Source organism: Micromonospora radicis, from assembly GCF_003583405.1.
Classification (GTDB): Bacteria; Actinomycetota; Actinomycetes; order Mycobacteriales; family Micromonosporaceae; genus Micromonospora; species Micromonospora radicis.
Genome location: NZ_QXEC01000018.1, coordinates 26,581 through 47,364, shown reverse-complemented (window position 1 = coordinate 47,364; position 20,784 = coordinate 26,581). Strand labels below are relative to the sequence as shown.

Sequence of the window (20,784 nt, the reverse complement as noted above, 5' to 3'; positions counted from 1 at the left end):
CGGTTGGTCTGGTAGAACCGCGCAGTGGACGCCGTCAAGCTGCGCCGGGCCATCGCCCGTACCCCCCTCGCCCCCGTCGCCGCCTTCCCCAAACGCCTGGTCGCGGTCGCTCGCCACGACGCCAAGGTGCTACGCATCTCGGCCCGCTGGCTGGTCGCCTCGCGCGAACACCACAACTACACCTACGAGCTGACCAAGCTCAGTCGCAGCCACCTCGCCTGGTTCGTCAGCGTGGTCTGTGAACTGCCGGTCCAGCAGGTCCGCGGCTACCTGGACGAGATCGAGTCGGACGACGCGCTGCGCCGGCACGTCGCTACGGCCACCGCCGGTGCCGCCCGCCGCGGTCTGGCCGACAAACAGGTCCGCTACGCCCGCCGGATCGGCTGGTACGCGATCGTCCGGGCCCGCCGGCCCGCGCACGTCGTGGAGACCGGTGTGGACAAGGGGCTGGGCAGCTGCGTACTGGCCGCCGCGCTGCTGCGCAACGCCGCCGAGGGACACCCGGGCCGGGTCAGCTCCATCGACATCAACCCGGAGGCCGGCTACCTCGCCCGGGTCGCCCCCTGGTCGGAGGCGATCGACCTGGTCATCGGCGACTCGGTCGAGTCGATCACCGCGCTGGACCGGCCGGTGGACCTGTTCCTGCACGACAGCGACCACAGCCGGGCGTACGAGAAGCGCGAGTTCGACGCGATCGAGTCGAAGCTGGCTCCGGGGGCGATGCTGCTGACGGACAACGTCACCCACACCAACGTGCTGGCCCGGCACGCCGAGCGCACCGGCCGCCGGTTCCTCGCCTACCGGGAGACCCCGGCCGACCACTGGTACCCGGGGGACGGCATCGGCGTGGCATGGTGACCGGGTGCGGCTGAGCGAGATCGACACGTACCCGGTGAAGGGTGGTCGCGGTCTGCGCCACGACCACTCCGCGGTGGCGCCGTGGGGCCTCGACGGTGACCGGCGCTGGATGGTGGTGGACGCCGACGGGGTGGGCGTCACCCAGCGGGAGGCCACCACGCTGGCCCGGTTGCGGGCGTACCCGCGCCCCGGCGGCCTGCTGTTGAGCGCCGACGGGCAGCCTGACCTGCTGGTGGCCGAGCCGGTCGGTGCCGCACCGGTGCCGGTACGCACCTTCCGCCGCCGGCTGCTACGGGTCGACGCGCTGCCCGCCGGGCCGGCCGCCGACGCCTGGCTCGGCGCGCTGCTGGACCGGTCGGTCCGGCTGGTCTGGCTCGCCGAGCCGGCCCGGCACGTCGAAGCGGGCAGCAGGAAGCACGATCCGGGCGACCGGGTCAGCTTCGCCGACGCGTACCCGGTGCTGCTGACCAGCACCGCCTCGCTGGCCGCGCTCGGCGACTGGCTGCGTGCGGCCGGCGCGGACCCGGTCCCGATGGACCGGTTCCGGCCGAACCTGGTGGTCGACGGGGCACCCGCGTGGGCCGAGGACGGGTGGGAGGGGCGACCGGTGCGGATCGGTGGCGTGGCGTTCCGCGCCGCCAACCCGTCGGCCCGCTGCCTGGTCACCACCACCGACCAGCAGACGGGGGTACGCGGCCGGGAGCCGTTGCGTACCCTCGCCCGGCACCGCAACGTCGACCGGAAGCTCCTGTTCGGACTGAACCTCGTGCCGTTGGAATCCGGCCGGCTGACGGTCGGCGACCCGGTGCGGCCGGCCGACTGATCGACCGGACGACCGGCCCGGCTCGCTGGGCGCACGGTCCGTGCCACGTCGGGTTGATCTCGTCTTAGCTTTGGCTTAGGTGGCTTGTCCGGTGCGGCGCCGTCCGGCAGCATCGGACCGCGTGACCGACGGTATCGACGGCCCCGCCGTGCGGACAGCAGCTCAGCGTTCCCTTCCGGGCCGGTGGCTGGCCGGCGGGGCCGTGGCCGTGCTGGCCACGATCCTCGGGCTGATGCTCGTCCTGCGCTCGGGCGCCGCACCCGCCTGTGCCGCACCGGTCCGGCCGGTCGCCGCGCCACCGGCAGCCGGGGTCACGAAACAGGGCAAGGCGACCTTCTACGACTCGGCGGGTGCCGGCGGCAACTGCTCCAATCCGGCCGCGCCCGCCGACCGCCTCTACGTGGCGCTCGGCCCGCAGGAGTACGCCGACGGCGCCGCCTGCGGCGGGTATCTCGACGTGACCGGGCCGAAGGGCAAGGTGCGGGTCATGGTCATGGACCAGTGCCCGGAGTGCGGACCCGGTCACCTCGACCTCTCCAGGGAGGCGTTCGCCCGGATCGCCGACCCGGTGCGGGGGATCGTCGAGGTCAGCTACCGGCTGGTGGTCGACCCGCCGCTGGTCGGCCCGCTCACCTTCCGGATCAAGGAGGGCGCGTCGCAGTGGTGGTTCGCGGTGCTGGTCGCCGGGCACGGCAACCCGCTGCGTTCGGTCGAGGTACGCCAGGGCGGCTCGGGCGGATGGCGCGCGGCCGTCCGGGAGAGCTACAACTACTGGCTGATCGACTCCGGGGCGGGCCCCGGCCCGTACCAGATCCGGGTCACCGACAGCCGTGGCCACCGGGTCACCGCCACCGGCATCAGGATCGCCCCCGGCCAGGTCCAGCGCAGCGCGGTGCGGATGTACGGTGCCGCCTCGGGCGGCTCGGCCACGTCGTCCGCGGCACCCTCGCCGGCCGCCCCGCGTTCGCCCTCGGCCCGGCCGAAGCCGGCCACCGGCCCGACATTGTCCCCGTCGAACTCGGTGCCGGAGCCCACCGAGGTCGCCGCGCTGGCGGCCGAGGACGGCGCGGCCTCCGCGTCGGCCGCGCCCGTCGCGGCGCCGCCGAGCTGCGGGTGACCCCGGGGCCGCAATGCCGGAGTAGCCGGTCCGGACCGTCCGCGATCTCCGCCAGCGTCGGGTCGGCGATCGTCCGTACGTCGTCGGCGGTGACCGGTGCCACGAAGCCGACCGCGCCCCCGGCATTGGTGACGTCGACCCAGAGCGCGATGATCCGCTCGCGTAGCTCGGGGGTCAGTTCGGGGTCGAGGACGAAGCGCAGGCTCACGGCGCCATCCGCGCCGGGCGGGTCGCCCGGCGCCCGAGATCGTGATGCGCCTGACAAGGGATTGTGTGGTGCGGGAGGGGGGATTCGAACCCCCACGTCCTTTCGGACAATAGGACCTAAACCTACCGCGGCTGCCGTTACGCCACTCCCGCCGGCCCTCAGAGTCTATGGCTTCGCCCCCGCCAGGTGTCGAGCCCTCCACCGCCCTACCGATCCGCTCGGGTGCCCGGTGCGGCTCACCCCACGGAAGGGACTCGGCCCGGGCCGGCGGATGCCGGGCACCGTGTGGCTGGACCCGGCCGGTCCCTACCTGCGTCCTGTCGAGCTGAACCGTCTGCGCTGTCGCCTACCGGTCCGCAGGGTGCGGCAACCGCAGCACCAACAACGGCACCGGGAAGGCGGGTGCCGGAGCCGATCGGGGTCTGGTGCGCGCCAGGCCGGTGGTGGTGCCGCGCCGATCCGTCCGTGCTATCAGCTCGACAGGGCGCGCCGCCGGGTGAGCCGGGTCAGTTGCGGCTCGGCCAGGCGCTGGCAAGCCGCCGGCCGGGGCGCGCGACGGGTGCGGCTCAGTCCAGGCCGAGGTCGCGGCGCAGCTTGGCGACGTGGCCGGTGGCCTTGACGTTGTAGAGCGCCCGCTCGATCTTGCCGTTCTCGTCGATCACGAACGTGGAACGGATCACGCCGGTGACCGTGCGGCCGTACGACTGCTTCTCGCCGTAGGCGCCGTACGCGGTCAGCACCGCCTTGTCGGCGTCGGCGACCAGCGGGAAGGTGATCGCGTCGCGGTCGCGGAACTTGGCCAGCTTCTCCGGCTTGTCCGGGGAGATGCCGACCACCTCGTAGCCGGCGGCCTGGAGCGAGGCGAGCGAGTCGCGGAAGTCGCAGGCCTGCTTGGTGCAGCCGGGCGTCATCGCCGCCGGGTAGGCGTACAGGATGACCTTGCGGCCACGCAGTTCGGCCAGGGTGAGCTGCCCGCCGGTGTCGGTGGGGAGGGTGAACTCGGGCGCCGGGTCACCGGGGGAGAGGCGAGCGGGTGCGGTCATGGCACGACAGTACCGCCGGCCCGGCCCGGCCCCGCCGGGCGCCGCGCCCGACCGGGATCCGGTCGATGTGACCAAGAGCATGCTGTTGCAAGGTATTGGCAACAGCGTGGGCGAGAAATACGCTCACCCTGCCGGCGCGGCGTGGGCCCGCCGTCACGTGGGAGGTCACGTGGAAACCCTGGCGATGCACATCTCGAACGGGATCATCAACGGTCCCGTCGCCGCGCTGTTCGCGGTGATCGCACTGGCCGCGATGGCGCTCTGCGTCCAGCGTGGTCGGCTGGACCTGGACGACCGGCTGGCCCCCATGGCCGGTCTCGTCGCCGCCTTCGTTTTCGCCGTGCAGATGCTCAACTTCCCGATCTTCACCGCCGGGGTCAGCGGCCACCTGCTGGGCGGGGCGATCGCCGCCATGCTGGTCGGCCCCTGGGTCGGCGCGCTCTGCATCGCCGTGGTGCTGGTGGTACAGGCGCTGGTCTTCGGCGACGGCGGGGTGGCCATGCTCGGCCTCAGCATCACCAACATGGCCGTGCTCGGCGTGGCCGTGGCGTACCTGCTGATCGCCCTGCTGCTGCGGGTACTGCCGCGTACCACCGCCGGGCTGGCGGTGACGGCCTTCGTCGCCGCGCTGGTCAGCGTGGTGGTCGCGGCGATGGGCTTCGTGTTGCAGTACTGGCTCGGCGGCACCGCCGACCTCGGCGGCAACCTGGCCGGGCTGGCCGGGACCATGGCCGTCTCCCACCTGTTCATCGGCATCGGCGAGGGCCTGATCACCGCCACCACGGTGGTCACCGTGGCCCGGGTCCGTCCCGACCTGGTGTACGCGCTGCGCGCTCTCAAGCCGGCCCAGCCGGCGACCGTCCCGACCGTCGGAGGTGTCCGGTGAACCGACGACTCTGGGGCTTCCTCGCCGGTGGGCTGCTCGTCGCCCTGCTGCTGGCCGGCGTGGTGAGCAACTTCGCCTCGCCGCACCCGGACGGGCTGGACTCGTCGCTACGGCAGGGCTGCACCCTCGACGCCGACGGCGAGATCATCGGCGGTAGTTGTCCGGCGCAGCAGGAGAAGGAACACGAGATCGGTGGGCCGCTGGCCGACTACGGCATCGCCGGCATCGACAACGACTTCCTCTCCACCGGCCTCTCCGGTGTGCTGGGCGTACTGCTGACCTTCGGGGTGGCCGGCGGCGCCTTCTGGCTGGTGCGTCGGCGCGGCACCCCCGCGTCGAGTCAGGGGTAGTCCCGGTGGGTGCCGGGCACGTCCACGTGCTCTACCGGGAGGCCGACTCCCCCGTGCACCGGCTCCCGCCGGAGGTGAAGATCGCGGCGATGGTGGCCTTCACCGTCGCCGTGGTCGCCACCCCCCGCGTGGCGTTCTGGGCCTTCGGGGCGTACGCCCTGCTGGTCGTGGTGGTGGCGGCGCTGGCCCGGGTCGGCCCCCGCTGGTTGCTCACCCGGTCGGCGATCGAGCTGCCGTTCGTGCTCTTCGCGTTCGCGCTGCCGTTTCTCGGCGCGGGCGAGCGGACCGACCTGCTCGGCCTGAGCCTGTCCGTCGAAGGGCTCTACGGCGCGTGGAACATCCTGGCCAAGGGCACCCTCGGTGTCTGGGCGTCGCTGCTGCTGGCCGCGACCACCACCACCCGCGACCTGATCGTCGGGCTGGACCGGTTGCGCTGCCCGCAGATCGTCACGCAGATCGCCACCTTCATGCTGCGCTACCTGGACGTGCTGGTGGGCGAGGCCCGGCGGATGCGGGTCGCCCGGATCTCCCGCGGTGACGACCCGCGCTTCCTGTGGCAGCTCGGCGGCTTCGCCGCCGGGGTCGGCGCGCTGTTCCTGCGCGCCTTCGAGCGGGGGGAGCGGGTCTACCTCGCGATGGTGTCGCGCGGCTACACCGGCCGGATGCCGCCGGTGTGGCAGGGCGCGGGCGCGGCCACCGCCGGGCAGTGGCTACTCGCCGCCACCGTGCCGGTGCTGGCGGCCACCGTCGCCGCCACCGCCGTCGTGCTGACATGATTCAGGGCGTGTCGCCGACCGCTGCCAGCCTCGACGTCCGTGGCGTCCGGTACGCGTACCCGGACGGTCACGTCGCCCTGCACGGGGTGGACCTGACGGTGGCCCAGGGCGAGCGGGTCGCCCTGCTCGGCCCGAACGGTGCCGGCAAGACCACCCTGGTGCTGCACCTCAACGGCATCCTCGCCGCCACCGAGGGCAGCATCGCCGTCGGTGGCCTGCCGGTGACCACGGACCGGGCGCGGCTGGCCGAGATCCGCCGACGGGTCGGGATCGTCTTCCAGGACCCGGACGACCAGCTCTTCCTGCCGACCGTCGCCGAGGACGTGGCGTTCGGGCCGGCGAACCTCGGGCTGCGCGGGCCGGAACTCGCCGCCCGGGTCGACGAGGCGCTGACCGCGGTGGGCATGGCCGAGCACCGTGACCGCGCCCCGCACCACCTGTCCTTCGGGCAGCGTCGCCGGGTGGCGGTGGCGACGGTGCTCGCCATGCGTCCGGAGATCCTGGTGCTCGACGAGCCGTCGTCGAACCTCGACCCGGCGGCCCGCCGGGAACTCGCCGCCATCCTGCGTACCCTGCCGGTGACCCTGCTGATGGTCACCCACGACCTGCCGTACGCGTTCGAACTCTGCGACCGCTCGGTGATCCTCGACGGTGGTCGGATCGTGGCCGACGGGCCGACCGGGCAGCTCTTCGGCGACGAGGAACTGCTCGCCCGACACCGCCTCGAACTGCCGTACCCGTTCAGCCCGGTCCGGAAGTAGCCGAGCCGGCGGAAGCAGTCGAGCCGGCGGGAGTGGCCGAGTCGGCGGGAGCGGGGGTGATCGCGCGCCCGGTGGCGTGCAGGCGCAGCACGGCGGCGGCGAGTGCGCCCGCGCCCGCGACCGCGACCACGACGACCAGCAGCCGGGCGAGCGTCGGCGGCCACGGCACCGGCACCACGGCCCGCGCCAGGACGGCGGCGTTGGTCAACCCGGCGAACAGCGCCAGGCAGGCCCCGGCCAGCGCGATCCTGAAGTCGGCACCCGGTCGGCGGCGTACCGCCCACCCGGCGGCGGCGATCGCCCCGAGCCCGGCCAGCAACGTCCACAGCGGGCCGGTCAGCAACCCGAACAGCAGGCCGGGGACGCCCTCGGCACCGGCGTCACGGACCCGACCGGCGGCGAGCAGCACGGCCGCCACCCCGCCGACGGCCAGCAGCCCACCCAACCCGACCAGCGCCCGCCGGCCGGGCAGCGAGGCCGCCGGCAGCAGCCCGACCGCACCCACCGCGAGCGCGCCGAGGGTGACCAGCACCCACCAGCGGTACGCGTCCGGCGGCGGCACCCAGTCCAGGGTGCCGCGGATCTCCGCCGGACCGGTCACGTCCCGCAGCGGCACCACCCAGTCGCGTACCCGATGCTCTCGGTCGGGTGCGGCGCGGACCTGGGCGGGCGGGCCACCCTCACGCCACAACGCCCGCTGGTCGTGCCAGCGGGCGGTCGGCCCGCCGTCGACGCGCCGCCACCGCGGCGCGGCGGCCGGATCCGCCTCGGCCGGCAGCACGGTCTCGCCGACGATCGTGCGGTTCAGGTACGTCGCCGGGGAGCGGGTGTTCTCGTACACCCCGTCCGGGCCGACCCGCAGGTAGGGCTCACCCGAGTAGCCCATCACCTCGACCGGGTCGGCACCGGTGTTGGTCAGCTCCAGCCGGGCGCCCGCCTCGACCACCCGGACCCGAAGCTGCGGGCGGTCCGGGGCCACGGCGGTGACCTCGACCCGGTAGTCGGTGCCGTTCGGCGCGTCGGCGCCGTGCGCCAGGGCGGGCGCGGCGGTGGCCGACAGCGCGGTGACCGTACCGGCGAGCAGCAGCCCGGCCCGGGTGAGCAGGGACTGGATCACCGCCCGGCCGCCTCCACCGCGGCGGTGATGTTCTCCGGCGTCCACTCGCGCACCTGCTCGCCGTTGACCAGGACGGTCGGCGTGCCGGTGACGTTGGCGCGGGTGGCTTCGGCGCTGACGTGCGCGGTCCACGGCTTGTACTTCCCGTCCCGTACGCAGCTGCCGAAGCTGTCCCGGTTCAGCCCGACCTCGGCGCCGATGTCGATCAGCTGGTCGTCACTCAGCCCGGCGCCGTTCTCCGGCGGCTGCTGGGCGAAGAGCGCCTTGCCGAACTCGGTGAACTTCCCGCCCTCGGCGGCGCAACCGGACGCGGCCGACGAGCGGGTCGAGTACTCGGTGCTGGAGAAGCGGTTCAGGTAGGCCACCGGGTGGTACACCGCGCGGATCTTGCCCTCGCTGATCAGCTGGTCGATGGTGCCGCCACTGGTCTGCTCGAACTGCTTGCAGGCCGGGCAGAGGTAGTCCTCGTAGATGTCGACGGTCACCGGTCCGGTGCCGACGACGATGCCGGTGCCGTCGCCGGTGGCACCGGGCGGCGCGGTGAAGTCCCGGGAGCCCTGGCTGGACCAGGCGCTCCAACCGATCAGGCCGGCGACCACCAGTACCGCCACCGCCCCGATCGAGATCCACAGGGTGCGCTTACGTCGCTGCTCCCGGGCCAACTGCTCCCGGACCACCCGGGCCGCGTCCTTGCGCCCCTTGCGACTACTCATCGTCGTCCTCCACCGGTTCGCCCGTCAGCGCGCCGTCCACCGAGACGGCCGTGCGGGGCCAGATCAGCAGGAACCCGGCCAAGGCCAGGAAGCCCAGGTCCCGGAGGATCTCCGGGAGATAGCTGGGACGCTGCCCGGCCGGCAGTTCGCCGCCGGTGCCGAAGCAGCCACAGTCGATCGCCAGCCCGCGCGCCCAGGCCGACACGATGCCGGCGACGAAGACCAGCAGCAGCGCCGCGGAGAGCCCGGCGACCAGTCGGGTGGCCAGCCCGAGCAGCAGCAGTACGCCGAGCGCCAGCTCGACGAAGGGCAGCACCGCCCCGACCACCACCGACACGTCGTACGGCAGCACCTGGTAGGCGTGCACCGAGCGGCCGGAGGCGGCCAGGTCGCCGACCTTCGAGGCGCCCGCGTACAGCCAGACGGCGGCCAGCCCGAGCCGGACCGCGAGCCCGAGCCAGCGGAGCAGTCTCCTGTTCACCCGGTCAACGCCTCGTCGACGGCGGCCACCAGGTCGTTGCGGGCGCGGGCCACCCGGGACCGGATGGTGCCGACCGGCACCCCCTCCACGGCGGCCGCCTCGGCGTACGACAGGCCCAGCAACTGGGTGAGCACGAAGGCCCCGCGTCGCTCGGCGGGCAGCCGGCCGACCAGGTCGGCCGCGCCGTACTGCCCGGCCGGGTCCGGGTACGGGCCGTCGGTGTACGCGTCGGCGGTCAGCCGTTGCGCGAGCCGACGCCGCCGGACCACGGTGCGCAGGTGATCGGCGCAGGTGCGCCGGGCGATGCCGAGCAACCAGGTCCGGGCGGTCGACCGGCCGGCGAAGGCGGGCAGGGCGCGAAACGCCCGCAGGTACGTCTCCTGGGTCAGGTCGTCGGCGCTGTCCGGATCGACAAGCGCCGCCGTGAACCGCCACACCTCGGCCTGGGTGGCCCGGACGAAGTCGGCCTGTGCGGCCGGGTCGCCGTCGCGGGCGGCCAGCGCGCACGCGGTGGCCGGATCGGGGACCGCCGCCGACGGTGGGGCATCCTCGCCGGCCGCGCCGGATCCGGCGACGGTGTCGTCGGCGGCGTCGGAGTCGCCGACGGTGTCGTCGGCGGAGGTGTCGCGCGGGGCGGGGATCACGACAAACCAGGTTACGCGGCAATGCGCTGAGCAGCAGGGCCCTTCGGCCCTTCCATGCGGTGCGACACGCCGGGAACTTTCCCGGCGCGCCGGCCGACTACCCGCGTATGACCCTCGGCCCCGAATCGGCGAGCATGGCCACCATGACTGTCGCCCCTCGTCGCCGATTCGCCCGGCTGACCGCCGCCGCCGGTCTGCTGGTGACCGTCGTCGCCCTGCTGCTCGCCCCGGCGGCTCCGGCCAGCGCCCACGCCGTGCTGTCCAGCAGCAGCCCGGCCGCCTCGTCTGTGGTGCCGACCGCGCCGAGCGAGGTGGTGCTCACCTTCACCGAGCAGGTACGGAAGGTGCCCGACCGGATCCGGGTCATCGCACCGGACGGATCCCGGGCCGACCGGGGCGAGCCCACCTTCACCGACACCGTGGTCAACATCCCCGTCGACCCGTCCGCGGGCAACGGCACCTACCTGGTCACCTACCGGGTGATCTCCGCCGACAGCCACCCGGTCTCCGGCGCGTTCACCTACTCCGTCGGCGCGCCCTCCGAGCCGCCGGTGGACACCGACGACGGTCGGGCCGACCCGGTGGTCAGCAACGCGATCAAGGTCGGCAAGTTCGTCGGCTACGCGGGACTGCTGCTGTTGATCGGCCCGGCGCTGGTGCTCGCCCTGCTCTGGCCGCGCCGGCTGTCCCGGACCGGACCGGCCCGGGTGGCCTGGGTCGGCCTCGGACTGGTCGCGGTGGCCACCATCGCGGTGACCCTGCTGCAGGTGCCGTACACCAACGGCGGCGGGCCGTTCGACATCACCGGCGCCGGGCTGAGCCTGGTTCTGGGCAGCACCTTCGGGGCCGCCCACCTGGTCCGGCTGGGTCTGCTGGCCGCCGCTGTGTTCCTGCTCCGGCCGCTGCTGGCCGGCTCGGTGGGGCGTACCGATCTGGTGATCCTCGGGGTGCTGGGCGGGGCGACGCTGCTCACCTGGCCGCTGGCCGGGCACCCGGCGGCCTCGCCCGCACCGGCCGTGTCGGTGGTCGTCGACGCGGTGCACCTGGGCGCCATGGCGGTGTGGCTGGGTGGCCTGGTGATGCTCGCCGTGTTCCTGCTGCCCCGGGCCGACGAGCGGGAGTTGGGCGCGATCCTGCCGATCTGGTCCCGCTGGGCGGCCCTGGCGGTCTCGGCGCTGCTGCTCGCCGGCATCGTCCAGGCGCTGATCGAGGTGGCCACCCCGACGGCCCTGGTGAACACCACGTACGGTCGGCTGGTGCTGGCCAAGGTCGGCCTGTTCGCGCTGGTGATCGCCGTGGCCGCGTACTCCCGGCAGCTGGTACGCAAGCGGGTCGCGGCCAGCCGGCCGGCACCGGTACGCCGGGCGATCTGGGTGGAGTTGGCGGTCACCGCGGTCGTACTCGCCGTCTCGGCGGTGCTGGTGCAGACCCCGCCGGCCCGCACCGCCGCCACCGACGTGGCGACCGAGACCGACTACTTCACCACCACCACGCAGAGTTCGCTCTACTCGATGCAGATCGAGCTGTCCCCCGCCCGGCGCGGCAACAACACGGTGCACTTCTACGCGTACACCCTCGACAACCGGCCGCTGCCGGTCGCGGAGTGGAAGGCCACCGTCGCGCTCCCGTCGGCCGGGATCGAGGCGATCGACGTGCCACTGCTGCCGCTCACCGACAACCACGCCACCGGAGAGATCAACCTGCCTGCGGCGGGGGAGTGGCAGTTGCGGGTGACCGCCCGTACCACCGAGATCGACCAGGCCACGGTGACCGCCACCGTGCCGATCCGATAGAGAGGTTCCACCGATGATCCGTCACCGGCGTACCGTAGGCGCCGTCGTCGCCCTGACGCTCGGCACCGTCGCCACGGCCGTGTTCGGTTTCGCGGCGCCCGCGTCGGCGCACGTCTCGATCAACCCGAGCGAGGCCGAACAGGGTGGCTACGGCCGCTTCGCTTTCCGGGTGCCGAACGAGAGTGACGAGGCCTCGACCACCAAGCTGGAGATCTTCCTGCCGGAGGACGCCCCGGTCGGCTCGGTGTCCACCATGCCGGTGCCCGGCTGGACGGTGGCGGTGGAGAAGCGTCAGGTCGACCCGCCGGTGCAGGTGCACGGCGCGGAGATCTCCGAGGTGATCTCGAAGATCACCTGGACGGCCGGCAACGACACGGCGGCCATCGCCCCGGGCACCTTCCAGGAGTTCCCGGTCTCCATGGGGCCGCTGCCCGAGGTGGAGCAGATGGTCTTCAAGGCGTTGCAGACCTACTCCGACGGCGGTGTGGTGCGCTGGATCGATCCGCCCGAGCCGGGTGGCGAGGAGCCGAGTGCCCCGGCGCCGGTGCTCACCCTCACCGCTGCCGGGCAGGCGCCGGCGCCGGCCGAGACGCCCACCGCCGACGCCGCCGCCGCGCCGAGCAGCGACGGGGACGAGGGCGGCAGCGGGCTGGCGGTCGGTCTCGGCGTCGCCGGCCTGGTGGCCGGGCTCGGTGGGCTGGTGCTCGGCGGGCTGGCGTTCGCCCGGACCCGCCGGGCGACCGACGGGCCGGCACCGGGCGACGGGCCGGCACCGGGGGATGAGCCGACGGCGGCCGGCTGAGTCACCGGTCTCTTCCGCGTCCCAGCCCGGATATCCGCAGATCAGCCGTTCGTCCTAGGTAAGGTCGGCCGGGTATCTGGCTACGGAGGGGGACAGGGCGGATGCGTTTCGTGTGGACGCTGGCCGGGATGCTGCTGCTCGCCGTCGGCACCACCGCACTGCTCGGCGCCGCCGGGCTCGGCCTGCTGAACAACCATGCCGACCCGGGCGGCGGGTTCACCGCGCGGTTCGAGACCGTGCAGACCACCGGGCACGCGGTGGTGGTCACCGACCTCGACGGGCTGGTGCGGCAGGAGGTGCCGTTCGCCCGTGCCGGGCAGGCCCGGCTGCGGCTGGACGCCCGCACCCCCGACGGCCCGGCGTTCGTGGGGCTGGCTCCGGCCGACGAGGTGCGGCGCTGGCTGGCGGGCGCGCCGCACGCCGTGGTCGAGCGGATGGCGCTGGCCCGTGGCCCGCTGCCGGTCCGGCTGGCGCACGTCACCCCCGCCGAGGGCGGCGCCGCGACCGTCCCCGCCGGCCCCGGGGCACAGACCTTCTGGGTACGCGCCGGGAACGGGACCCTGGACTGGACGTCCGAGGAGTTGGCGGGCCAGCGGTTGAGCCTGGTGCTGATGCGCCCCGACGGCGGTGCCGACCTGTCCCTGGACCTGCACGCCGAACTGCGGACCGGCTGGATCGCACCGGCCGCCTGGGGTTCGCTCACCGGCGGCGTGTTGCTGGTGGTCGTCGCCGCGCTGCTCCTGCTCCGCCCGGCCCGTCCCCGCGAGGTGGTCTTCGTGGTCGAACCGGACCAGGTGCCGGTGCTCGCCGGCCGGCTCGGGATCAGCTCGCTCAGTGGCCTGGGCGCCCCGCCGCCGGACCCGTTCGCCGAGCGGCAGCTGGTGGCGGTGGGCAGTGTGGTACCCGCTGGTGCCCGAGCGGCGATCGCTCCGGTGCCCCGCCCGGAAACCCTCGCCGACCTTCCCGCGCCGCAGCACCCGCTCCGCCCGCCCGCCCCACCCGGCTGAACCGGGGATGCCCGGATGGGGCGGCCCTCCGTGCTGCCGACACGGAGGGCCGCCCGCTCACCGGGGGATTCGGTGGCCATCGGAGAAGATGGGCTGATTGAGAAGATTACCGGGGAAGCTGAGCTTCGGGAAGAGTGTCCGGTTCACGCGACTCCGTCGCCCGGACGTCGACCCGGGTCCGTACCGGCAGCACGACCAGCAACACCAGGCAGAGCAGCACGTACGCGTTGCGGAGCAGGAACTCCCACGGCGTGTCGGTGGGCGACGGGGCGATTCCCCAGTCGTAGAAGGTCACCACCCCGTACACGATGATCGCGGAAGTGCCCACGGCGGCGGCACCGAGCCGACGGCGCCGGCGCACCCCCTCCACCGTGCGCGGATCCGTGCTCAGCACCGCGTCGACCAGGATCACCACCGCCGGAATGAACCAGTAGATGTGGTGCGTCCAGGTGATCGGGCTGATCAGCGCGGCCACCAGGCCGGTCAGGGTCAACCCGGTGAGTGCGTCACCGGCCTGTGCGGCCCGCACCGCCCGCCACAGCCCGTACCCGACGACGGCCGCGACCAACGGCAGCCAGACCAGCCGACTCGGCTCCTCCGGCGCGCTCAGCCGACTCAACAGGCCGAACAACGACTGGTTGCCGGTGTAGTCGGTGCGGCCCACCCGGTCGGTCGCCCACAGCTCGTGGGTCCAGAACCGCCACGAGTCCCCGGGGGCCACCGCCGCGGCCAGTAACGTCGCCCCGGCGGCCGTCGCGCTCGCCACCACCGCCGCCCGCCACCGCCGGGTCGCCAGCAGATAGATCACGAAGATGCCCGGGAACAGCTTGAGCGCCGCGGCCAACCCGATGCCCACGCCGGCCCACCGGCTATTACGCGGTACGGCGAACAGCAGGTCGGCCAGGATCAGCACCACCAGCAGCATGTTGATCTGACCGAAGGTGATGGTCTCCCGGGTGCTCTCCACCCCGAGGACCAGCAGCGCCCCCACCACCAGCGTGAACACGTAGGGCAGCCGGTGCCGGCGGATCACCGGGTCGAGCAGCCACTTCGTGCTGACCACCACGCCCAGCAGGGTCAGCCCGGTGAAGATCGCTACGGTGGCGCCGAGGCGCAACTCCGCGAACGGCAACAGCAGCAACGCGGAGAACGGGGGGTAGGTGAAGTACAGCTCGCCCTGCACCCGATCGGGCTGCACGTAGTCGTAGAGCGGGTTACCGGCGATCCACCAGTCCATGGCCGACATGTAGATCTTCAGGTCGAAGAAGTTGTGCACCATCCCGGGTCGGTAGAGCGCCGGCAGCACCGACGCCAGTACGAGCGCACCGAGCACCCGGCGTGCCCGGCGGCTACCAGGGTCGTCCTCGACGTCGAGGGCGTGCGGTGTGGCGGGTTCGGCGGGCACGGGAAAACCCTAGCGGTCAGTTGCGCCGACGGCGCGCAGCCACGGGGCATGGGCTGCGCGTAGGCTGTTCCAGTGGCTGATCTTCTCGTCTGGATCGACTGTGAGATGACCGGGCTCGACCTCGGCAGCGACAAGCTGATCGAGGTCGCCGCGCTGGTCACCGATCCCGACCTCAACGTGCTCGGTGACGGTGTGGACGTGGTGATCCACGCGGATGACGCGGCGCTGGACGCCATGCCGGAGATCGTCCGCACGATGCACGGCAAGTCCGGGCTCACCGAAGAGGTACGACGCTCCACGGTCACCCTGGCCGAGGCCGAGGATCTGGTGCTCGACTACGTCAGCCGGCACGTCAAGGATCCCCGCACCGCCCCGCTCTGCGGCAACTCGATCGCCACCGACCGCGGCTTCATCGCCCGGGACATGCCCCGCCTCGACGCCCACCTGCACTACCGCATGATCGACGTCTCCTCGATCAAGGAACTCTGCCGCCGCTGGTACCCCCGGGTTTACTTCGGCCAGCCGCAGAAGGGCCTGGCGCACCGCGCCCTGGCCGACATCCGGGAGAGCATCCGGGAGCTGGAGTACTACCGCCGTACCATCTTCGTCCCGCTGCCCGGCCCCGACGTGGAGAGCGCCAAGGCCATCGCGGCGGGCCTCTGAACGTCCCCGGTAGGTCGCCGCCAACCCGGTGGACGAGACCGGCCGGGGTGGGGGTATTATTTCTCAGCACCCCGCCGGTGCACTCGACCGGCGCGGCGGCATGGTGGCTGTAGCTCAGTTGGCAGAGCACCGGGTTGTGGTCCCGGTTGTCGTGGGTTCAATTCCCATCAGTCACCCCTCAGGTGGAGTCGATTCCACCAAGTCAGGCCCCCTGTCCAGGGGGCCTGACTTCGTTTCTCCGCCAGTCGCGGCCCGGTGCCTGTTCTCCTGCCGCACCGCCGCTGCCCGGACTCTGTCTCGACTCGGCCGAGGGCCTTGGCGCGGGCCGCTAGTGGTCTGACCACCGAGTATCTCCTCGGTGCTGCGGAGCGGCTTCCTCCGTTCGGGGCATCGGGCCTCGGTTGTTCGGGGTGCCCCCTTCCGTCGACCGGCGCGGTTCCCGAGCGACCCATCCTGACCTGCGGGAATGTGGCCGTGCTCGGATAACGGTCGGGTCACGGGTGTTCCTAAAGTCGAGCTCCTCTCGGTACCTTGCCAGGAGGCATGAGGTCGGACCTCTTTCCTCATGCCTCTGATCTGGACGAGGTGAGTTGACGAGTGCAGGACCCCGCCCCCCGTTACGCCGGATACCAGTCCTTCGACTACTTGACGCCGCACGTCGACTACAAGGTCTTCGAGCTGGCACCCCAGCTCGGTCGAGTTCCCGAACACGACCTGGGCCTCAGCAACGACCAGCGCGACCGGGTCACCCGGCTGCTCCGCGAACACATGGCCATCTCGCTGCACGAGCACCCCAAGATCCTGCCGGCCGATGTGACGCAGCTGCGCGACTACAACCGCACCGGACGCAACTCGTTCGGCTTCGAGGGCCTGGCCCGCTCCGGCATGACCGCGGTCTTCGACAACTTCATGAACGGCACCGGTTGCGTGACCAGTGAACACGCCTGGAAGTGGGACGACGTCGTCTACGACATCGGCCTGCGCTTCGCCGACATCGCCAAGCAGGACCACGTGGTGGTGGCGACCACGCTGGAACAGATCTTCGAGGCCAAGCGCAACGGCCAGATCGCCCTGGTGGCAGGCCTGGAGGCGGCCACGATGATCGAGAACGAGCTGGACCGGATCGACATCCTCTACGGCTTCGGCGTGCGCCAGATGGGCATCGCGTACAGCCAGGCCAACATGCTCGGATCCGGTCTCTCCGAGGACCGCGACGGTGGGTTGACCCACTTCGGGCGGCGTGCGGTGGACCGGATGAACAAGCTCGGTATCGCCATCGATGTCTCGCACTCCGGCGATCAGACCTCGCTGGATGTGATCGAGGCCAGTCGGGTGGCGGTGTTCATCACCCACGCCGGTGCCCGTTCGGTCTGGAACACCCCTCGGATGAAGCCGGACGAGGTGATCCGGGCCTGCGCCGAGCGGGGTGGCGTGATCGGCATCGAGGCTGCTCCGCACACCACCCTCTCCGAGGCGCACAAGCACCATTCGATCGAGTCGGTGATGGACCACTTCACCTACTGCGTGGAGCTGGTCGGCATCGACCATGTGGCGTTCGGCCCGGACACCAACTTCGGTGACCACGTCGGGCTGCACGACAGCTTTACCCAGCACCTGGCGATCGGGAAGGCGCACGGGGTGGTGGACCACCCTCGCGTTCCGTACGTGAGCGGCATGGAGAACCCGGCGGAGTGCTTCAGCAACATCGTCGGGTGGTTGGTCACGCACGGTTACTCCGACGACGAGATCGCCAAGGTCATCGGCGGCAACATCATCCGGGTTCTTCGGGAGGTTTGGTGAAAATGGCAGTGAAGGGTCGATGGCGGCTGGCTGTGGCGCTCGGCGTGGTGGCCGCGCTCGGTGTCTCCGGCTGCGGTCTGAACGAGGACAACTCGTCCTCCGGTGGCACGTCGTCGGACGCGGTGCTGCGGATCGGCACCACCACCGACGTCAGCAACTTCAACCCGCTCCAGTCGCTCAGTAAGACCGACTCGTGGATTCTCAACGCGATGTACCCGCACCTGCTGCGGATCGACGAGAACGCGCAGAAGGCTCCGGAGCTGGCCAAGGAGTACCGCTACGAGGACGACGGCAAGACCGCCGTCTTCGTCCTGCGCGACGACTTCAGGTGGACCGACGGCAAGCCAGTGGTCGCCGACGACGTCAAGTTCAGCGCCGAGAAGATCATGGAGTACAAGCTCGGCAACGTCGCCGCGAAGCTGACCTGGGTGGAGTCGGTCGAGGCGCCGGACCCGACCACGGTCACGTTCAAGCTCTCCCAGCCGTACGCGCCGTTCGCCGAAGGCGTCGGCTTCTGGATGCCGATCGTGCCCAAGCACGTCTTCGAGCCGGCCGGCGACCTGTCTAAGTTCCCGAACGACTCGAACTGGGTCGGCGCCGGGCCGTTCGTGCTGGAGAGCATGACCAAGGGCCAGCGCTACGTGATGAAGCGCAACGAGCACTACCCGCTCGCGCCGGAGGGCAAGGCCGCGGTCAGCCAGGTCGAGTACCGGGTCTACCCGGACGTGAACACGATGATGCTGGCGCTGCGCAACGGCGACATCGACCTGATGGGTACCCCGGTACCGGTCTCGGCGGCGAAGACCTTCGAGAACGACGACAAGATCAAGCTGGCGAAGGTCGGCGCGCTCGGCTTCGCGCACCTGACCTACAACATGAAGAACGAGCACCTGGCCGACCAGGCGGTCCGGCAGGCGCTGTCGATGTCGGTCGACACCAAGGCGATCATCTCGGCCGTGCTCCAGGGGGACGGCCAGCAGATGGCCGGTCCGATCTCGCCGATCTTCTCTGAGTACGACAACACCGGGATCGAGCCGTACCCGTTCGATCCCGAGGGAGCGAAGGCCAAGCTCAGCGCGGCGGGTTACCGGGACGCCAACAACGACGGCTTCTTCGACGAGCTGTCCTTCGGCGTGACGTGTGACCAGTCCAACGCGAACATCACCCGGGTGGTGCAGCTCTTCCGGGAGAGCGCGGCCCAGGCCGGCATCAAGCTGGAGAACGAGTGCGTGGAGCGGAACACCTTCCTCACCCGCACCCGCAACGGCGAGTACGACATCGACGCCTCGCAGTGGGGCGTGTTCGACAACCCGATGGACCAGCTGCGTAGCACCTACCTGTCCAGCAACCCGGGCGGCATCAACTACAACCTGCTCGAGTCCCCGGAGATGGACGCGCTGATCAACGACGCGGCCAGCACCACCGATCCCGAGGCGTTCAAGGCCAAGATCAAGAACATCGACCGGGTCGTGCACGAGCAGGCGTACCTGACCCCGCTGTACGTGGAGAACTTCCAGTTCGCCTACAACGCCAGCAAGTTCACCGGCTTCATCCCGTCGCCGTCGGATCTGCTCGGCATGGTCACCGCGTACTCGCTGGCCCACGTCACGCCGGTCAAGTAGCCCCAACCAGAGGGAAAGGAGGGGTCCCCCGTGGTGCGTTTCGTGCTCAGCCGAGCACTGAAGGCCGTCCTGACCGTGTGGATCGCGATCACCTCGACGTTCTTCCTGCTCCGGCTGCTGCCGGGGGACCCCACGACCCTCATGGTCGAGGGTGACATGACGCCGGAGATGCAGGCGGCACTGCTCAAGACGTACGGCTTGGACCGTCCGCTGTGGGAGCAGTACGTGTCGTACCTGCGCGAGTTGATCCAGGGCAACCTGGGGATCTCGTTCCGGCAGATCCAGCCGGTCACCGACATCATCCTCGACCGTCTGCCCTGGACGTTGCTGCTGGCCGGCTGTGCGTTCGTGCTCACCGTCGCCGTCGGTATCCCGATCGGCGTGACCGCCGCGGTGAACCGTGGCAAGTGGCTCGACCGCGCGTTGCAGGGCTTCGGCATCAGCGCCAACGCGCTCTTCGTGCCCAGCGTCGCCATCCTGTTGCTGGTGTTCTTCGGGGCCCAGCTCGGCTGGTTCCCGATCGGCGGGGCGATCGACCCGGACACCCGGGGGACGGCGGCCTATCTGAGTCTGGCCCACCACCTGGTACTGCCGGTGTTGTCACTGGTCCTGGTGCAGCTCGGCCCGTACGCGCTGACCCTGCGGACAAACATGATCGAGGTGCTCGGTGAGGACTACATCCGGGCCGCCCAGGCCCGCGGCCTGTCGGCCCGGCGGCGGGTCTGGAAGCACGGTCTACGCAACGCGATCCTGCCGGCGCTGACCCTGATGGGTCTGCAACTGGGCACCCTGGTCGGCGGTGCGGTGCTGACCGAGACGGTCTTCGCCTATCCCGGGGTCGGCCGGCTGATCTACGAGGCGGTCGGCCAGCAGGACTACCCGGTGATCCAGGGCGCCTTCATCATGCTCGCGGTCACCGTGGTCTTCGCCAACGCGTTGACCGACATGCTCTACGCGGTCCTCAATCCCAGGATCCGGCTGTGAGCGCGAGGAGCGCCGCGCGGCGGTGCCCCATCAACGAAGGGAGGGTGGCGTGAGCGCCCCCGTGCTGACCGAGCAGGCGCTGCCGCCGGTGCCGGCTGCGCCGAAGCGGTCCTCCTGGTCCGGCTACCTGCGGCAGCCCATCGTGGCGCTGTCGGTGCTGGTGCTGCTCGTGATGGTGCTGATGGCGGTCTTCGCACCGCTGATCGCCGACGAGCCCACCGGCGCCGGCCCGGAGGTGCTGCAATCGCCGTCCGGAGCGCACTGGTTCGGCACCGATGACCTTGGGCAGGACGTCTTCGCCCAGGTGGTCTGGGGTGCCCGGACGAGTTTGGTGATCGGCCTGGCGGCTTCGCTGATCGCGATCGTGCTGGGCACCACGATCGGCCTGACGGCGGCGTACTTCCGCCCGGTCGACGCGGTCGCCACCGTGGTCACCGACGTGATGCTGGCGCTGCCCACCCTGCCTCTGATGATCATGCTGGCCGCGGTGGTGAGTCCGAGCGTCTGGACCCTGACCCTGATCATCGGCTTCTTCGCCTGGCCCGAGGTCGCCCGACTGATCCGCTCGCAGGGGCTGGTGATCAGCGCGATGCCCTACATCGACGGGGCTCGCGTGCTCGGCGCCACCGGCTGGCGGATCGTCACCCGCGAGATCCTGCCCGCCGTCGTCTCGCTGATGATCGTCAGCGTGCTGCTCACCGCCTCCCGCGCGGTGATCTCCGAGGCGGGCCTGAGCTTCCTCGGCCTCGGTGACCCGGACGCCTGGTCCTGGGGACGGATCCTGCTCAATGCCCAGCGCAGCGGCACGATCGCGATCGCCTGGTGGCAGACCCTCTTCCCGTCCCTGGCGATCCTGCTGCTGGTGCTCGCCGCGACCCTCGCCGGTATGCGGTTCAACGACAACCGTGACCCCCGCCGCAATGGAGGCTGA

20 protein-coding genes, 2 tRNA genes and 2 pseudogenes are annotated in these 20,784 nt (G+C 71.6%); 16 read left to right on the top strand and 8 right to left on the bottom strand.

Features of this window, described 5'->3' with window-relative positions; genetic code table 11:
- The first annotated feature begins 24 nt into the window (after positions 1 to 24).
- From D2L64_RS18620 to D2L64_RS18610, 3 genes are all read left to right on the top strand, one after another.
- Positions 25 to 858 (top strand): class I SAM-dependent methyltransferase, encoded by an 834-nt coding sequence (locus D2L64_RS18620; protein ID WP_119578265.1) that lies wholly within the window; start codon positions 25 to 27, stop codon positions 856 to 858.
- A 4-nt stretch (positions 859 to 862) separates the two neighbouring features.
- On the top strand, positions 863 to 1,681 hold the full coding sequence (locus D2L64_RS18615) for an MOSC domain-containing protein (protein ID WP_119578263.1): 819 nt from the start codon (positions 863 to 865) through the stop codon (positions 1,679 to 1,681).
- 121 nt (positions 1,682 to 1,802) lie between these two features.
- Positions 1,803 to 2,798, top strand: a complete 996-nt coding sequence (locus D2L64_RS18610) for an expansin EXLX1 family cellulose-binding protein (RefSeq protein WP_233559028.1) — start codon at positions 1,803 to 1,805, stop codon at positions 2,796 to 2,798.
- A gap of 19 nt (positions 2,799 to 2,817) precedes the next feature.
- Here the strand turns inward: D2L64_RS18610 and D2L64_RS18605 are convergent.
- The 3 genes and pseudogenes from D2L64_RS18605 to bcp form a co-directional block, all read right to left on the bottom strand.
- Positions 2,818 to 3,006 (bottom strand): annotated as a pseudogene (locus D2L64_RS18605) (GNAT family N-acetyltransferase); the annotation flags it as partial.
- Positions 3,007 to 3,072: 66 nt separating this feature from the next.
- Positions 3,073 to 3,158 (bottom strand) — tRNA-Leu (locus tag D2L64_RS18600).
- Positions 3,159 to 3,572: 414 nt separating this feature from the next.
- Entirely contained in the window at positions 3,573 to 4,049 is a 477-nt protein-coding gene (gene bcp, locus D2L64_RS18595; RefSeq protein WP_119578261.1) for a thioredoxin-dependent thiol peroxidase, read from the bottom strand.
- A gap of 169 nt (positions 4,050 to 4,218) precedes the next feature.
- Between bcp and D2L64_RS18590 the strand changes: the two genes are divergently transcribed.
- From D2L64_RS18590 to D2L64_RS18575, 4 genes are read left to right on the top strand one after another with little or no spacing between them, the layout of a single operon-like run.
- Complete coding sequence (locus D2L64_RS18590) at positions 4,219 to 4,935, top strand: energy-coupling factor ABC transporter permease (RefSeq protein WP_119578259.1); 717 nt, start codon at positions 4,219 to 4,221, stop codon at positions 4,933 to 4,935.
- A complete protein-coding gene (locus D2L64_RS18585) occupies positions 4,932 to 5,285 on the top strand; it encodes a PDGLE domain-containing protein (protein ID WP_119578257.1) in 354 nt (117 codons plus the stop codon). Before D2L64_RS18590 ends, D2L64_RS18585 begins: the two co-directional genes overlap by 4 nt.
- A 5-nt stretch (positions 5,286 to 5,290) precedes the next feature.
- Entirely contained in the window at positions 5,291 to 6,061 is a 771-nt protein-coding gene (cbiQ, locus tag D2L64_RS18580) for a cobalt ECF transporter T component CbiQ (RefSeq protein WP_119578255.1), read from the top strand.
- Positions 6,058 to 6,822: an energy-coupling factor ABC transporter ATP-binding protein gene (locus D2L64_RS18575; protein ID WP_119578253.1), complete on the top strand. Its 765-nt coding sequence runs from the start codon at positions 6,058 to 6,060 to the stop codon at positions 6,820 to 6,822. Before cbiQ ends, D2L64_RS18575 begins: the two co-directional genes overlap by 4 nt.
- Here D2L64_RS18575 and D2L64_RS18570 read toward each other — a convergent pair.
- Genes D2L64_RS18570 through D2L64_RS18555 form a run of 4 tightly spaced genes read right to left on the bottom strand, consistent with a single transcriptional unit; the run spans position 6,803 to position 9,777 of the window.
- Complete coding sequence (locus tag D2L64_RS18570; RefSeq protein WP_233559027.1) at positions 6,803 to 7,939, bottom strand: hypothetical protein; 1,137 nt, start codon at positions 7,937 to 7,939, stop codon at positions 6,803 to 6,805. The two genes, D2L64_RS18575 and D2L64_RS18570, sit on opposite strands and share 20 nt — an antisense overlap.
- Positions 7,936 to 8,652, bottom strand: coding sequence for a DsbA family protein (locus tag D2L64_RS18565; protein ID WP_119578251.1), 717 nt, complete (start codon positions 8,650 to 8,652; stop codon positions 7,936 to 7,938). The genes D2L64_RS18570 and D2L64_RS18565 overlap by 4 nt, the downstream gene beginning before the upstream one ends.
- Positions 8,645 to 9,133, bottom strand: coding sequence for a MauE/DoxX family redox-associated membrane protein (locus tag D2L64_RS18560; RefSeq protein ID WP_119578249.1), 489 nt, complete (start codon positions 9,131 to 9,133; stop codon positions 8,645 to 8,647). Before D2L64_RS18560 ends, D2L64_RS18565 begins: the two co-directional genes overlap by 8 nt.
- Positions 9,130 to 9,777 (bottom strand): sigma-70 family RNA polymerase sigma factor, encoded by a 648-nt coding sequence (locus tag D2L64_RS18555; protein WP_119578247.1) that lies wholly within the window; start codon positions 9,775 to 9,777, stop codon positions 9,130 to 9,132. Before D2L64_RS18555 ends, D2L64_RS18560 begins: the two co-directional genes overlap by 4 nt.
- Positions 9,778 to 9,911: 134 nt before the next feature.
- Here D2L64_RS18555 and D2L64_RS18550 point away from each other — a divergent pair, with 134 nt between their 5' ends.
- The 3 genes and pseudogenes from D2L64_RS18550 to D2L64_RS28540 all read left to right on the top strand — a co-directional run.
- Entirely contained in the window at positions 9,912 to 11,570 is a 1,659-nt protein-coding gene (locus tag D2L64_RS18550; RefSeq protein ID WP_119578392.1) for a copper resistance CopC/CopD family protein, read from the top strand.
- Between the two features lie 13 nt (positions 11,571 to 11,583).
- Entirely contained in the window at positions 11,584 to 12,372 is a 789-nt protein-coding gene (locus tag D2L64_RS18545; RefSeq protein WP_119578245.1) for a YcnI family copper-binding membrane protein, read from the top strand.
- A gap of 626 nt (positions 12,373 to 12,998) precedes the next feature.
- A pseudogene (locus tag D2L64_RS28540) lies at positions 12,999 to 13,379 on the top strand (hypothetical protein); the annotation flags it as partial.
- 106 nt (positions 13,380 to 13,485) lie between these two features.
- Here the strand turns inward: D2L64_RS28540 and D2L64_RS18535 are convergent.
- Entirely contained in the window at positions 13,486 to 14,784 is a 1,299-nt protein-coding gene (locus D2L64_RS18535) for a glycosyltransferase family 87 protein (RefSeq protein ID WP_119578241.1), read from the bottom strand.
- Positions 14,785 to 14,856: 72 nt separating this feature from the next.
- Between D2L64_RS18535 and orn the strand changes: the two genes are divergently transcribed.
- The 6 genes from orn to D2L64_RS18505 all read left to right on the top strand — a co-directional run bounded on the left by orn (position 14,857) and on the right by D2L64_RS18505 (position 20,784).
- Positions 14,857 to 15,447, top strand: coding sequence for an oligoribonuclease (orn, locus tag D2L64_RS18530; RefSeq protein ID WP_119578239.1), 591 nt, complete (start codon positions 14,857 to 14,859; stop codon positions 15,445 to 15,447).
- Positions 15,448 to 15,550: 103 nt separating this feature from the next.
- A tRNA-His gene (locus tag D2L64_RS18525) sits at positions 15,551 to 15,623 on the top strand.
- Between the two features lie 421 nt (positions 15,624 to 16,044).
- Positions 16,045 to 17,247 (top strand): dipeptidase, encoded by a 1,203-nt coding sequence (locus D2L64_RS18520; RefSeq protein WP_119578237.1) that lies wholly within the window; start codon positions 16,045 to 16,047, stop codon positions 17,245 to 17,247.
- A 2-nt stretch (positions 17,248 to 17,249) separates the two neighbouring features.
- Complete coding sequence (locus D2L64_RS18515) at positions 17,250 to 18,869, top strand: ABC transporter substrate-binding protein (RefSeq protein WP_233559026.1); 1,620 nt, start codon at positions 17,250 to 17,252, stop codon at positions 18,867 to 18,869.
- A gap of 30 nt (positions 18,870 to 18,899) precedes the next feature.
- Positions 18,900 to 19,853, top strand: a complete 954-nt coding sequence (locus D2L64_RS18510; protein ID WP_119578235.1) for an ABC transporter permease — start codon at positions 18,900 to 18,902, stop codon at positions 19,851 to 19,853.
- A 49-nt stretch (positions 19,854 to 19,902) separates the two neighbouring features.
- A complete protein-coding gene (locus D2L64_RS18505) occupies positions 19,903 to 20,784 on the top strand; it encodes an ABC transporter permease (RefSeq protein ID WP_233559025.1) in 882 nt (293 codons plus the stop codon).

What these genes read in the sequence shown, in the direction of transcription:
- bcp (WP_119578261.1), bottom strand. Translation starts at nt 4,049, where the DNA reads ATGACCGCACCCGCTCGCCTCTCCCCCGGTGACCCGGCGCCCGAGTTC.
- D2L64_RS18575 (WP_119578253.1), top strand. Translation starts at nt 6,058, where the DNA reads ATGATTCAGGGCGTGTCGCCGACCGCTGCCAGCCTCGACGTCCGTGGC.
- D2L64_RS18565 (WP_119578251.1), bottom strand. Translation starts at nt 8,652, where the DNA reads ATGAGTAGTCGCAAGGGGCGCAAGGACGCGGCCCGGGTGGTCCGGGAG.
- D2L64_RS18515 (WP_233559026.1), top strand. Translation starts at nt 17,250, where the DNA reads ATGGCAGTGAAGGGTCGATGGCGGCTGGCTGTGGCGCTCGGCGTGGTG.
- D2L64_RS18550 (WP_119578392.1), top strand. Translation starts at nt 9,912, where the DNA reads ATGGCCACCATGACTGTCGCCCCTCGTCGCCGATTCGCCCGGCTGACC.
- D2L64_RS18545 (WP_119578245.1), top strand. Translation starts at nt 11,584, where the DNA reads ATGATCCGTCACCGGCGTACCGTAGGCGCCGTCGTCGCCCTGACGCTC.